General features: G+C 65.4%; 14 protein-coding genes. 9 read left to right on the top strand and 5 right to left on the bottom strand.

Features of this window, described 5'->3' with window-relative positions:
- Window positions 1–19 precede the first annotated feature (19 nt).
- On the bottom strand, window positions 20–892 hold the full coding sequence (locus tag ASG11_RS09245) for a metal-dependent hydrolase (protein ID WP_055778095.1): 873 nt from the start codon (window positions 890–892) through the stop codon (window positions 20–22).
- 67 nt (window positions 893–959) lie between these two features.
- Between ASG11_RS09245 and ASG11_RS09240 the strand changes: the two genes are divergently transcribed.
- The 9 genes from ASG11_RS09240 (at window position 960) to ASG11_RS09200 (ending at window position 8,778) form a co-directional block, all read left to right on the top strand.
- A complete protein-coding gene (locus tag ASG11_RS09240) occupies window positions 960–1,544 on the top strand; it encodes a TetR/AcrR family transcriptional regulator (RefSeq protein ID WP_055778092.1) in 585 nt (194 codons plus the stop codon).
- A gap of 110 nt (window positions 1,545–1,654) precedes the next feature.
- Window positions 1,655–2,701 carry a GTPase ObgE gene (obgE, locus tag ASG11_RS09235; RefSeq protein WP_055778091.1) on the top strand — a complete coding sequence of 349 codons (1,047 nt, stop codon included), beginning with the start codon at window positions 1,655–1,657 and terminating at the stop codon, window positions 2,699–2,701.
- A 30-nt stretch (window positions 2,702–2,731) separates the two neighbouring features.
- On the top strand, window positions 2,732–3,286 hold the full coding sequence (locus tag ASG11_RS09230) for a Uma2 family endonuclease (RefSeq protein ID WP_055778088.1): 555 nt from the start codon (window positions 2,732–2,734) through the stop codon (window positions 3,284–3,286).
- Window positions 3,287–3,337: 51 nt separating this feature from the next.
- Entirely contained in the window at window positions 3,338–4,456 is a 1,119-nt protein-coding gene (gene proB / locus ASG11_RS09225; RefSeq protein ID WP_055778085.1) for a glutamate 5-kinase, read from the top strand.
- Between the two features lie 109 nt (window positions 4,457–4,565).
- Window positions 4,566–5,474 (top strand): NAD-dependent epimerase/dehydratase family protein, encoded by a 909-nt coding sequence (locus tag ASG11_RS09220; RefSeq protein WP_055778082.1) that lies wholly within the window; start codon window positions 4,566–4,568, stop codon window positions 5,472–5,474.
- Between the two features lie 62 nt (window positions 5,475–5,536).
- Window positions 5,537–5,779, top strand: a complete 243-nt coding sequence (locus tag ASG11_RS09215; protein ID WP_055778080.1) for an acyl carrier protein — start codon at window positions 5,537–5,539, stop codon at window positions 5,777–5,779.
- A gap of 4 nt (window positions 5,780–5,783) precedes the next feature.
- Window positions 5,784–7,043 carry a serine palmitoyltransferase gene (spt, locus tag ASG11_RS09210; RefSeq protein WP_055778077.1) on the top strand — a complete coding sequence of 420 codons (1,260 nt, stop codon included), beginning with the start codon at window positions 5,784–5,786 and terminating at the stop codon, window positions 7,041–7,043.
- Between the two features lie 127 nt (window positions 7,044–7,170).
- Window positions 7,171–7,941: an N-acetylmuramoyl-L-alanine amidase family protein gene (locus ASG11_RS09205; RefSeq protein WP_055778075.1), complete on the top strand. Its 771-nt coding sequence runs from the start codon at window positions 7,171–7,173 to the stop codon at window positions 7,939–7,941.
- An 87-nt stretch (window positions 7,942–8,028) separates the two neighbouring features.
- Window positions 8,029–8,778 carry a polyphosphate kinase gene (locus ASG11_RS09200; RefSeq protein ID WP_055778073.1) on the top strand — a complete coding sequence of 250 codons (750 nt, stop codon included), beginning with the start codon at window positions 8,029–8,031 and terminating at the stop codon, window positions 8,776–8,778.
- Between the two features lie 21 nt (window positions 8,779–8,799).
- Here the strand turns inward: ASG11_RS09200 and nadA are convergent, their stop codons facing one another.
- From nadA to ASG11_RS09180, 4 genes are read right to left on the bottom strand one after another with little or no spacing between them, the layout of a single operon-like run.
- Complete coding sequence (nadA, locus tag ASG11_RS09195; protein ID WP_055778070.1) at window positions 8,800–9,822, bottom strand: quinolinate synthase NadA; 1,023 nt, start codon at window positions 9,820–9,822, stop codon at window positions 8,800–8,802.
- Window positions 9,823–9,859: 37 nt separating this feature from the next.
- On the bottom strand, window positions 9,860–10,651 hold the full coding sequence (locus ASG11_RS09190; RefSeq protein WP_236697438.1) for a hypothetical protein: 792 nt from the start codon (window positions 10,649–10,651) through the stop codon (window positions 9,860–9,862).
- A 51-nt stretch (window positions 10,652–10,702) separates the two neighbouring features.
- On the bottom strand, window positions 10,703–11,416 hold the full coding sequence (locus ASG11_RS09185; protein ID WP_055778067.1) for a DUF4230 domain-containing protein: 714 nt from the start codon (window positions 11,414–11,416) through the stop codon (window positions 10,703–10,705).
- A complete protein-coding gene (locus tag ASG11_RS09180; protein ID WP_055778064.1) occupies window positions 11,416–12,309 on the bottom strand; it encodes an MBL fold metallo-hydrolase in 894 nt (297 codons plus the stop codon). The genes ASG11_RS09185 and ASG11_RS09180 overlap by 1 nt, the downstream gene beginning before the upstream one ends.
- Window positions 12,310–12,337: the final 28 nt, after the last annotated feature.

Raw genomic sequence — 12,337 nt, 5'->3', positions numbered from 1 at the left:
GGGAGGGGCTTCTTCCACTTCAGGCTAACACCGCCTTCGCCTTCTGCGCGGTCGGCAATATCGCCGCCGCATAATCGCTCTCGGCCAGCCCGATCAGTTCGCGGTCGTCATGCTTCCACGGGTGAAAACCGGGCATAAAGAATGCGAGCCATGCGCCCAGGATCTTGCGCGCCATGCCCGGATTGCCGAACGCGTACCACGCCATCCGCGCCCAGACCCTCGGCCCCGTCAGCCCATCCTGGCGCAGCAATTCGATCATGCCGCGCCGCCGCCCCTGGAAGAATTTCACCGTCGTGGCGACCATCACCAGCGACTTGATCCTCCAGCGTTTCCACCGGCTCCAATCCTTCGTGGCGTGCAGCCAGGTGTCGTATGCGACGCCCTTATGCTCGATCTCCTCCGCCGCATGCCAGCGCCACAGCGCCGCCGCCTGCGGATCGCCTCCGGCCAGATGCTTAGGATTGGCGATCAACTGGTGCGCCAGCATCGCGGTGAAATGCTCCAGCGCCATCGTCGCGGCCAGGCTGGCGATCGCCGGCCGGCCCTTGGTCAGCGCGAGGGCGCGATCGACATCACGCTCCAGCGGGGCGGTGTCGTAGCCCTGATCGGTAACATGGCGATTGAACGCGACGTGCTCGCGCGTGTGGATCACCTCCTGCTTGATGAACGCCTGGATTTCGGCGTGCAGGCGTGGCGGCGTGCCGTCGCGAAAGTTGCGGACGCTATCGACGAAGAACCCTTCGCCCTTGGGGAACGTCACCGACAAGGCGTTGTAGAATGCCGTCGCGATCGGATCTTCGTTCAGCCACCAGCGGCGGATATCGGAACCGCGCCCGAAGCGCAGGTCGCGCGGGGTGATCGTCAGATCGGCGGGAGTAGTTGCTTTCGCCATGAAAACCTCCGAACACAAAGAAGCAACATATAGCTTACACGACTGTAAATAGGGGTTACTTACAACAGTGTCAACAACTCGCCGCCGTCTATCCCCCGAGGAGTCCCGCGATACCGCGATCGAGGCGGCACGGGCGCTGCTGGTCGAAGTCGGCCCGCAGGCGGTGACGTTGAAGGCGGTCGCGGCGCGGATGGGGCGCACGCACGCCAATCTGCTGCACCATTTCGGCTCGGCGGCAGACCTGCAAAAGGCGCTGATCGCGCACCTCGCGGATACCATCACGGTGCAAATCGGCGAGGCGGCGAAGCGTGCCCGGGCCAGCGACCACAATCCGCGTGAGGTGGTCGACATGACCTTCGACGCCTTCACGCACGGCGCGGGCGCGATGGCGAGCTGGATGATTCTCAACGGCAATCAGGATGCGCTCGATCCGATCCTGGAAGCGATCCACCGGCTGGTCGACGACCTGTCCGAGGGGCATGAACCGGGACGCCCCTCGATCCACGAGGAGACGTTGCAGTTGGTGCTGACCGCGCTCGGCGATGCGCTGCTCGGCGGGCCGATGGCGAAGGCGCTGGGGCTGCCGCGCGAGACGGCGCGCGAACTGGCGGTGAAATCGCTGGTGATGTCGCATGCCGAGGTGGCCGGGTAGCCGTTTCACCTCGTTCGGCGGCAAAGCCGTGTCGTCTGTTTTCGCTTTTGCGAGGCCGGCCGAGCGAGTGCCGAGTGGCTTTAGCTGCGCTAAAGCGCTACGCACTCGCCATGCATTTCCTAGACCAAGCAAAGATCTTCGTCCGATCGGGCGCGGGCGGCCCCGGAGCCGTCAGTTTCCGGCGCGAGAAGTTCATCGAATATGGCGGTCCGAACGGCGGCAACGGTGGCAAGGGCGGCGACATCGTGTTCGTGGCGGTGCCCGGCCTGAACACGTTGATCGATTTCCGGTACACTCAGCATTTCCGCGCGCCACGCGGGCATGGCGGTGCGGGCTCGAACATGACCGGCGCGGGCGGCGAGGATCTGGTGATCCAGGTACCGATCGGCACGCAGGTGTTGAGCGAAGACAAGGAAGAGGTGCTGGCCGATTTCACGCAGGCCGGCGAGCGGGTCGTGTTCCTGCGCGGCGGCGACGGCGGTCGCGGCAACGCAAGCTACAAGACCAGCACGAACCGCACCCCGCGCCAGCACGGCACCGGCTGGCCGTACGAGGAGATGTGGGTCTGGCTGCGACTGAAGCTGCTCGCCGATGCTGGTCTGGTCGGGCTGCCCAATGCCGGCAAATCGACCTTTATCAACGCCGTCACCAATGCGCAGGCCAAGGTGGGCGAATACGCCTTCACCACCACGCGCCCGCAATTGGGCGTGGTGCGCCACAAGCATAACGAATTCGTCGTCGCCGACATTCCCGGCCTGATCGAGGGCGCATCGGAAGGGGCCGGCATCGGCGACCGCTTCCTGGGCCATATCGAGCGCTGCCGCGTGCTGCTGCACCTGATCGACGCGAACGACACCGACGTTGCCGAAAGTTACCGCATCGTTCGCGACGAACTCGCGGCCTATGGCGGCGGGCTGATCGACAAGCCGGTGGTCGTCGCGCTCAACAAGATCGATACGCTGGACGACGAGTTGATCGCGGCGCTGTCTGCCGAACTGGAAGAGGAAAGCGGCGCGGAGGTGATCCCGATCTCGGGTGCCGCCGGCACGGGTGTGGATTGGGTGCTGGACCGCCTGCTCGAAGCGATCGGGCCGAAGAGCGGCATGGTCGGCGCCGATGACGAAGGCGAGGACGAGATTGCCTGGTCGCCGGTTTGAAGCGCTGCGGTGGTATGATATGGGCTGCACATGGCGACGCACCCCGACTATCCGCTGCTGACAGCCGAGGATTTTCTCGACATCGATTTCGGCGATCACAAGGCCGAACTCGACAATGGCGTGATACGGATGATGGCCGGCGGGACGGCCCGCCATGCCGAAGTCCAGATTAACGTGCTTGCATGGTTGCGGCAAAATCTGAGGGGAAGTGGTTGCCGGCCTTATGGGCCGGATATGGCAACCCGTACCCACGATCTGTCCGTTCGCTATCCAGACGCTTCGGTTTTTTGCCACGATTGGAGTGGAGACGACAAGGCGTTGGCGTTTAATGATCCGCGCGTCATCGTCGAAATTCTGTCGGCCGGAACAGCCCGAACCGACCTACGCGTCAAGCTGGACGAGTACAAGGCGCTGGACAGCGTCGATACAATCATCTTCATCGATACCGCCGCAGAACGGCTGCGCATTGTGCAGCGCACGACAGCACATGGCTGGAACGACGTGGCGTACGACGAAGCCGTCGATGCGCCGCTGCCGTCGCTCGATCTTACCTTGCCGCATGACGAGATCTTCGCGCGCGATTGATCGACACCGTCGCCATTGGCGGTGACGCTTCCCCGCGCTAACGCATCAGGCATGTCGCTCTTTCCCCCCGCCACCTGCCCGCGCCTGATTGTCAAGATCGGGTCGGCCCTGCTTGTCGAGGCCGATGGCGGCGTGCGGCGGGCGTGGTTGCAGGGGATCGCTGCCGATATAGCCGTTCGGGCCGAGGCAGGGCAACAGGTCGCGGTGGTGTCGTCCGGAGCGATCGCGCTTGGGGCGCGGCGGCTCGGGCTGGCCAAGGGCGGCCGCGCCTCGCTCGAGGACGCACAGGCCGCCGCCGCGGTCGGTCAGATCGCCCTATCCCATGTCTGGGCGGAGGCGCTGGGGGCGGTAGGACTGACTGCGGCGCAGATCCTCGTCACGCTCGACGATCTGGAGGATCGCCGTCGCTATCTCAACGCGGCTGCGACGCTCGACCGGTTGCTCGGGCTGGGCGTGGTGCCGGTGCTCAACGAGAACGATTCGGTGGCGACCGAGGAAATCCGCTTCGGCGACAACGACCGGCTGGCGGCGCGCGTGGCGCAGGCGGCGGGGGCGCAGGGCGTGGTGCTGCTGAGCGACGTGGACGGGCTGTACGATCGCAACCCGGCCCTGCCCGGCGCCGAACATATCGCCCGGGTCGAGCGCATCGATGGCCGCGTGGAGGCGATGGCGGATCGCGGATCGGCTTCCGGCATGGGCTCGGGCGGGATGGTGTCGAAGATCGCCGCCGCACGGATCGCCAATGCGGCGGGCGCGCATCTCGCGATCGCGAGCGGGCGGATCGATCGGCCCCTCATCCTGTCGGCGTCGGACGAGGCGCGGCATACCCTGTTCGTGGCGGAGAAATCGGCCCCGGCGCGCAAGGCGTGGCTGGCGGGCGGACTGACGGCGCGGGGCACGGTGCATATCGACGCCGGCGCGGTGGCGGCATTGCGGGCGGGCAAGAGCCTGCTCGCGGCGGGCGCGACTCGGATCGAAGGGAGCTTCGCGCGCGGTGACCTGATCGTGGTGGCCGGGCCGGACGGTGCTGCGCTGGCACGGGGGCTGGCCGAATATGACGCGGCGGATGCGGTGCGGATCACCGGCAAGCGTAGCGATGCGCTGGCGGCGATCCTCGGGTACGCGCCACGCGGGGCATTGGTGCACCGTAACCATATGGCGATGTTGTGAGAACTTTTAACACAGTCCCCGCCTCTGTTCGGGCTGAGCCTGTCGAAGCCCAAGCGCCGCGCGTGCCCTTCAGGCTCAGGGCGAACGGACGTTCGAGTTGGACCCAGGCATGAAAACCCTCGCCATCACCGGCGGCACGGGCTTTGTCGGCAAGCGCCTGATCGCGCTTGCCCGCGATCACGACTACCCTGTCCGCGCGCTGGCCCGCCGCGCGCAGCCTGCCCGGGACGGCGTGACCTGGATCGAGGGGAGCCTGGAAGACACGGACAGCCTCGCCCGCCTGAACGACGGCGCAGACGTCGCGATCCACGTCGCCGGTGTGGTTAACGCGCCCACCCTGCCCGATTTCCTGCGCGGCAATGCCGGGGGGACGGCGAACATGATCGCGGCGGCCGAGGTGACGGGCGTCCGACGCTTCGTCCACGTCTCGTCACTGTCGGCGCGCGAGCCGAAACTCTCGCATTATGGCCACTCGAAGCAACTTGCCGAGGCCGAGGTCCGCGCCTCCAGGCTCGACTGGACCATCGTCCGCCCGCCCGCCATCTATGGCCCTGGCGACATGGAGTTGCGCGACGTGTTCCGCATCGCCCGGATGGGCCTCGCCCTGCTGCCGCCGCCGGGCAGGATGTCGGTGATCCATGTCGATGATCTCGCGCGCCTGCTGATCGCGTTGGTCGAGCGCGATCCGGGGCGGCTGGTCCTCGATCCCGACGATGGCGTTTCCGGTGGCTGGAGCCACACCGATTTCGCCCGCGCCGTCGGCGCGGCGGTGGGGCGGAGCGTGTTGCCCCTGCCCCTCCCCAAGGCGCTGCTGTCGCTTGCCGCACGCGCCGACGCGGCGGTTCGCGGCACGGGGGCCAAGCTGACCCAGGACCGCGTCGGCTATATGTCGCACCCCGACTGGACCAGCGACCCGAAGCATCGCCCCGATACCGCCTTGTGGCAGCCCGAAATCGCGACCCGCGCCGGGCTGGCCGACACCGCCAAATGGTATCGCGCGAACGGCCTGCTCGGCTGACCGCGCCCCCTTCCCGCCGCAATCCCTTGGCAAGGCCGGTGCTGACCGCATAAGGACTTCGCATGACCGACCGCCAAGCCATCTTCGATACCGTCGCCGCGCAGATCGAACCGTTCAACAAGAAACAGGTCGAGGTGACCGACGCGACCACGTTCCAGGGCAATCTGGAATGGGACAGCCTGACCGTGATGGATTTCGTCGCCGCGATCGAGGACGAATTCGACATCATTATCACGATGAACATGCAGGCAGAGATCGAAACCGTCGGCCAGCTGGTCGACGCGGTGGCGAAGCTGAAGGGTTGAGCGGATGACCGACGCCGGACTTGCCACCGAGAAACTGCCCGCCGATCCGGCCGACGTCGCGCCGGAACGCGACCTCATGTCGAAGTTCGATGCGCTGATCGCCGAACGCAAGGCGCTGATCGACACCGGCGTGACCGATCCCTTCGCGATCGTGATGGAGCAGGTGAAATCGCCGACCGAGGCGGTGATCGCGGGCCGCGACACGATCCTGCTCGGCACCTACAATTACATGGGCATGACGTTCGATCCGGACGTGATCCAGGCCGGCAAGGATGCGCTCGACCAGTTCGGGTCCGGCACCAACGGGAGCCGCATGCTCAACGGCACGTTCCGCGATCACATGGAGGTCGAACAGGCGCTGCGCGATTTCTACGGCGTGTCCGGAGCGATCGTCTTCTCGACCGGCTACATGGCCAATCTCGGCATGATCTCGACGCTCGCCGGAAAGGGCGAATACGTCATCCTCGACGCCGACAGCCACGCGTCGATCTATGACGGTTGCAAGCAGGGCAATGCCGAGATCGTCCGCTTCCGCCACAACGACGTGGCGGATCTCGACAAGCGCCTCGGGCGCCTGCCCAAGGAGGCGGGCAAGCTCGTGATCCTCGAAGGCGTCTATTCGATGCTCGGCGATATCGCGCCGCTCAAGGAGATGGTCGCGGTCGCCAAGAAGCACGGCGCGATGGTGTTGAGCGACGAGGCGCATTCGATGGGGTTTTACGGCCCCAACGGCCGCGGAGTGTACGAGGATCAGGGGTGCGAGGCGGATGTTGATTTCGTCGTCGGTACCTTCTCAAAGTCGGTCGGCACGGTCGGTGGGTTCTGCGTGTCGAACCACCCGAAGTTCGAGGCGATCCGCTTGGCCTGCCGCCCGTACATCTTCACTGCGTCACTTCCGCCCTCGGTAGTCGCCACCGCCGCGACCTCGATCCGCAAGCTGATGATCGCGACCAAGAAGCGTGCGCAACTGTGGGATAATGCGCGCAAATTGCACGGTGGCCTCAAAGCGCTGGGCTTCAAGCTCGGCACCGAGACGCCGGACAGCGCGATCATCGCGGTGATCCTGGAGGATCAGGAACAGGCGGTGACGATGTGGCAGGTGCTGCTGGATGGTGGCCTGTACGTCAACATGGCCCGCCCGCCCGCGACGCCGGCCGGCACATACCTGCTGCGCTGCTCGCTCTGCGCGGAACACACGCCGGCGCAGATCGATACCGTGCTCGGCATGTTCGAGGCGGCGGGCAAAGCGGTGGGCGCCCTTTAGGCAGGTCTGTCGGCGCTGCAGCCGGGCAAGTCGAAACATCCGTTTTCGACGAATCGCCCGACGACGCTTGAATTGTTGGAATTGCCGTCAGATCGTTTGCCCCTCAACTCCGGGGGGAGCGAATGTGATGGGCGTCATCGTGATCGATCCGGGCCATGGCGGCACCGCGAATATTCCAAACGACAGCACGTACAACAATGCGACATCGGCCAGCGGCGTGCCGGAAAAGGCGATGACGCTGGATTTCTGCAAACGGATCCGCTGGTCGCTGCAATCAGGCAGCGGCAAGGCGCGCGCGGCGGCGCTGGGCAAGACGGTGAGCGTGGTGATGACGCGCGAGACCGACGTCAATCTGTCGCTTGGCGATCGTGCGGCGGTGGCGGCGGAAAACGATGCGGACCTGTTCCTCAGCCTGCATTTCAACGGCTTCAATCGCAGCGCGCGCGGTACCGAAGCATATATCGACCGCAAGTATATGCAGGCCGTGCAGACCGTGTCGGCGGGGTCGGTGGTGACGGCGGAGGGGCCGGGCGCGCCCTCCAGCGGGCTGCGCAACATCAACGTCGCGCGGGACGCGGCGTTTGCCTCGGCCATCGTGCAGGCGGCTCATGGCGCATTGAAGGCGCTCGATCCCAAGGCGGTGCTACGGTCGGCGAGCTACAGCAAGGCGGCGAACGGCGAGGCCTATGCCCCGCCGCCGGGCGTGAAGATGAAGGGCCTGGGCGTGCTGCGCGATGCCAGGCTCGGCACGCGCGGCAACGGTTGCCGCGCGACGTTGCTCGAACTGGAATTCATCGACGTGCCGGCGGTCGACGCGCTGTTGAACGGTGCCGGCGCGAACGAGGCCCGCAACCAGATCGCCAGTGCGATTGCCGTCGCCCTGGTCGAGGCGCTGTAAAGCGGGAAACCTTTTGCCCCGTCATCGCTTGCCCAATCATGGAGATTACCCGACACTCGGGCACGATCCGGCAAGCGAGGTGAAGGCATGGCGAAGAAGGACGGCGGCGACGCGTTGCAACTGGCATTGGTCCAGATGCAATTGGCCAATGTGGCGGCCGGCGAGCGCACGATTATCATCCTCGAAGGGCGCGACGCGGCCGGAAAGGACGGGACGATCAAGGCGCTGACCGAACATCTCTCCGTGCGCTCCACCCGCGTGATCGCGCTGCCCAAGCCGAACGATCGCGAGAAGACCTTATGGTTCCTCGGGCGATACGTGTCGCACCTGCCGGCGGCGGGCGAACTCGTGATCTTCAACCGCAGCTGGTACAATCGCGCGGGCGTGGAGGTGGTCAACGGCTTTTCCACCCCCGAGGAACAGGCGCAATTCCTGAAAGACGTGCCGAAGTTCGAGGCGATGCTGGTCGAAAGCGGCATCAAGCTGGTCAAGCTGTGGCTCGACATCGACAAGGCCGAGCAGAAGGAACGGCTGGACGAACGCGCGAGCGATCCACTTAAGGCGCTGAAGCGCTCGGCCCTGGATGCCGTCGCGCAGGACAAGTGGGACGATTACACCGCGGCGCGCAATACGATGCTCGCCAAAACGCATTCCAAGGCGGCACCCTGGGTGTGCGTGCGCGCGAACCACAAGAAGCAGGCGCACAAGGCGATCCTCCGCCACGTCCTGCGCCACCTCGCCCCGGAAGAAGTGGCAGCGACGGTGAAGGCCCCGGATAGCGACGTGTTGTTCGTCTACGAGAAGGCCGCGATAAAGGATGGGCGCCTGGCAGAATAGCTCGAAGGCGTCACCGGCCGCTCAGTCCCCGGTCACCCGCAGCGGGCCGAGGTCGCCCATCCCTACCGTCCCACTTGCCATTGCCAGCATCGCGTCGAGGCTCTTCTTCGCTTCGAGGCGCAGACCTTCCTCGACTTCGATGCGGGGCTCGAGATCGCGCAAGGCAAGGTAGAGTTTTTCCATCGTGTTGAGCGCCATGTACGGACAGATATTGCAGTTGCAATTGCCATCCGCACCCGGCGCGCCGATGAAGTGCTTGTGCGGTGCCGCCTTTTCCATCTGGTGGATGATGTGCGGTTCGGTGGCGACGATCAGCGTGTCCCCCGGCATCTGGTCGGCAAAAGCGAGGATGCCGCTGGTCGACCCGACATAATCCGCGTGATCGAGGATGTACGGCGGGCATTCCGGATGCGCGGCGATCGGCGCACCGGGGTGCTTCAACTGCAGTTTCAGCAATTCGGTCTCGCTGAACGCCTCGTGCACGATGCACACGCCGGGCCATAACAGCATGTCCCGCCCGGTCTTGCGCGCGAGATAGCCACCGAGATTCTTGTCCGGGCCGAAGATGATCTTCTGGTCGAGCGGGATCTGGCTGAGGATCTTTTCCGCCGAGCTGCTGGTGACGATGACGTCGCTGAGCGCTTTCACCTCGGTCGAGCAGTTAATGTACGTCAGCGCGATGTGGTCGGGATGCTGCGCGCGGAACTCCGCGAACTGGTCAGGTGGACAGCTGTCCTCCAGCGAACAGCCCGCGTTGAGATCCGGCAGCACCACGATCTTATTCGGCGACAGGATTTTGGCGGTTTCGGCCATGAACTTCACGCCGCAGAAGGCGATGACGTCGGCATCGGTCGCCGCGGCCTTTTTCGACAGATCGAGGCTGTCGCCGACGAAATCGGCGATGTCCTGGATTTCGGGCTTCTGGTAATAATGCGCCAGGATCACGGCGTTGCGCTCCTTGCGCAGCCGGTCGATCTCGCTCCTCAGGTCGAGCCCGGTCAGCGCGCCGCCAATGCGCCCAGAGTCAGCAATGCGTGCGTCCATGATCTTGCCCTCGAAACTGTGGGCCTCAAATGGACGTCTACGCCCCGGTGATCAAGGGAGCACCGGGCGGGGGCGGAAACGCATTGGGGTCGATCCCGGCAGCCGGCGAACCGGCGGTGACAGCGCGATAGAGCGCCGCACCGGCCGGGCCGTGCGCCATGCCCTCGACCAGGAAGAGGAATGCGACCATCGTGCCGATGCCCCAAGCCCAGGCCGGGTGCACCCTGCCCGTCCGGCGCAGATCGGCGACGACGCCGAGGATCGGGAATATCATCGTCGCGACAAACGTCGCCTCGAACGCATACGGCATCAGCAACGGGGAGGGCAGCAGGCGCCCGAAGGCGGGGCCGAGCAGCATTGCCATGCCACAATAATGCAGCCGGCGATGCCAGTCGGTACGGCGGCGCATCACGATCGCCGCCGTAGTGAGGCCGACGAACACGATGAGCGACAGCGGATTGAAGACTAGGAATTGCGCCGGCAGGAAGAAGAACGGTGCATGCCCCGCGCGAACCATCGCGACGGTGACGGTGATGCCGAGGACCAGCATCGCCACCATCCAGCCGGCAGCGACCCAGCCCAACCGCCGATGCAATGCGAGCGAGCCGTTGGCCGCCAGCACCGCCTGCGCGACATAGATCGCCACCCAGCCCAGGAAGACGATGGCGTGCGCATGGACCAATGGAGGCGCATGGAAGCTCGATCGGCCGGCAAGATGCTGGAGTGAAAAACCGGCGACCACGGTCACCGCCATTGCGAACGCAGTGTTGCGGAAGAAACGATCGTCGCGTCCGACCGGTTTCGAATGCGGATAAGCCAAGGTCGCCATATTTCCCCCCGGAAATTATTGCGCCTCGTCTATCCTATTCCAGCCATCGACTCAATTGCGGTTGCCGAGCACTTCGCCGATCGACCTGCTTCGGTCCCACTGCTCGCGCGAGCCCTGCCGCTCGTAGGGAAAGACGACCGCGACTCGCACGTTGCCGATCCCAGCCGCCTCCAGCGGGCCGCCGAGCAATTTGGCGAGCGCGCGACGGGCATTCTCGCGCGCGGCGGCGATACGTTCCGGCTTGCGCGATTCGGCCTGCGCGGTGCGACGCGCGCCGATCGAGACCTGACGGGCGAGCGCCTCGCCGGCCGCGCGGGTGACGAACAGGCCACGCGTCTGGCTGACGGTGGCGGCGCTTTCATCGATGTTCGGTTCGGCCGCGACGACGTCGGGCGACAAGATGGTCAGCACGCGGTTCGCCTGATCCCATTTGTAATCCGCGCCGCTGACGCCCGAGACGTCGACGAAATAATCGACACTGAAGGGAGCCTTCACAACCTTGTCCGATGCCAGCATGCCGAAGCCGCGCACGTCGGAGGCGGTCGATTGAACCGTACCGGAAAGCGCGCCGACCTTGAGCGCACTGGCGTTGGAGAAGGTGGCGCGGACGATGCGATCCACCGCGACACCGTCATCGCGGCGTTCGATCGTGTATTTCTCGGAATACCGTTCGTAGCCGACCTTGGCGATCACCACCGCGACGATGATCGCGAGGATGGCGACGACCACCGAGGCGACCGAGCGGCGGGGCTGGACCAATGCCATCAGGCGTTTCCCCCAAGCGACCAGAAGTCGCCCGTTTCGGCGACCAATCCTCGCTCCCGCAGATCGATCAGGTGCGCCAGCACCGATCGCTCGGCCGCGGCGAAAAGGCGCTTATCGATGCCGACATACATGCGGCCGACCATGTCCGGAATGCACTGCGGGCGCTCGCGCAACTGACGCAAAATCTGTCCCTCACGTTGCTTGCGGTGGCCGATCATCCCGCGCACCAATCGCTTCGGATTGTCCACCGGATCGCCATGGCCCGGATAATAGATGCGGTCCTCGCGCGCCTGAAGCTTCTCCAGGCTGCGGATGTAATCCCCCATGTCGCCATCGGGCGGCGAAACGATGCTGGTCGACCAGCCCATCACGTGATCGCCGCTGAACAATGCGCCGCTGTCGGTCGCGTCGTCTGCGGTCAGCGCAAAGCAGAGGTGGTTGGACGTGTGGCCAGGCGTGGCCACGGCGGTGAGCGTCCACCCTTCGCCGGAGACGGAACCGCCGTCGGCCAGCACGCGATCGGGCGCGTAAGCGTGATCGAAGGCTGCGTCCGAACGGATGCCGTCCCCATCTGGTCCGGAAGAGTTGATCGCCAGCGGCGCGCAGCCGACAATCGGAGCGCCGGTCGCGCCTTTCAGTGGGCGGGCGCCGGGGCTGTGATCGCGGTGGGTGTGAGTGATGACGATCGCCGTCAGCGGCCGTCCGGCGAGCGCATCGAGGATCGCTGCGGTATGCGCCTCGTCCTCGGGGCCGGGATCGATCACCGCCATGTCGGTGGTGCCCACGAGATAGGTCTGCGTGCCGGTATACGTATAGGGCGAGGCATTGGGCGCGAGCAGGCGGACGACGAGGGGTTCGAGCGTCTCGGGGACGCCGGGCTGCTGGTCGCTCATGCCCGGGAGATGGCGTTTTTGGGGCGGT

It is taken from the genome of Sphingomonas sp. Leaf357, assembly GCF_001423845.1.
Taxonomy (GTDB): domain Bacteria; phylum Pseudomonadota; class Alphaproteobacteria; order Sphingomonadales; family Sphingomonadaceae; genus Sphingomonas.
This window is presented reverse-complemented; position numbering and strand designations above follow the sequence as displayed.

Excerpts from the sequence above, each read along its gene's own strand:
- ASG11_RS09245 (WP_055778095.1), bottom strand. The coding sequence starts at position 892 with ATGGCGAAAGCAACTACTCCCGCCGATCTGACGATCACCCCGCGCGAC.
- obgE (WP_055778091.1), top strand. The coding sequence starts at position 1,655 with ATGCATTTCCTAGACCAAGCAAAGATCTTCGTCCGATCGGGCGCGGGC.
- ASG11_RS09230 (WP_055778088.1), top strand. The coding sequence starts at position 2,732 with ATGGCGACGCACCCCGACTATCCGCTGCTGACAGCCGAGGATTTTCTC.
- proB (WP_055778085.1), top strand. The coding sequence starts at position 3,338 with ATGTCGCTCTTTCCCCCCGCCACCTGCCCGCGCCTGATTGTCAAGATC.
- ASG11_RS09220 (WP_055778082.1), top strand. The coding sequence starts at position 4,566 with ATGAAAACCCTCGCCATCACCGGCGGCACGGGCTTTGTCGGCAAGCGC.
- ASG11_RS09215 (WP_055778080.1), top strand. The coding sequence starts at position 5,537 with ATGACCGACCGCCAAGCCATCTTCGATACCGTCGCCGCGCAGATCGAA.
- spt (WP_055778077.1), top strand. The coding sequence starts at position 5,784 with ATGACCGACGCCGGACTTGCCACCGAGAAACTGCCCGCCGATCCGGCC.
- ASG11_RS09205 (WP_055778075.1), top strand. The coding sequence starts at position 7,171 with ATGGGCGTCATCGTGATCGATCCGGGCCATGGCGGCACCGCGAATATT.
- ASG11_RS09200 (WP_055778073.1), top strand. The coding sequence starts at position 8,029 with ATGGCGAAGAAGGACGGCGGCGACGCGTTGCAACTGGCATTGGTCCAG.
- nadA (WP_055778070.1), bottom strand. The coding sequence starts at position 9,822 with ATGGACGCACGCATTGCTGACTCTGGGCGCATTGGCGGCGCGCTGACC.
- ASG11_RS09190 (WP_236697438.1), bottom strand. The coding sequence starts at position 10,651 with ATGGCGACCTTGGCTTATCCGCATTCGAAACCGGTCGGACGCGACGAT.
- ASG11_RS09185 (WP_055778067.1), bottom strand. The coding sequence starts at position 11,416 with ATGGCATTGGTCCAGCCCCGCCGCTCGGTCGCCTCGGTGGTCGTCGCC.
- ASG11_RS09180 (WP_055778064.1), bottom strand. The coding sequence starts at position 12,309 with ATGAGCGACCAGCAGCCCGGCGTCCCCGAGACGCTCGAACCCCTCGTC.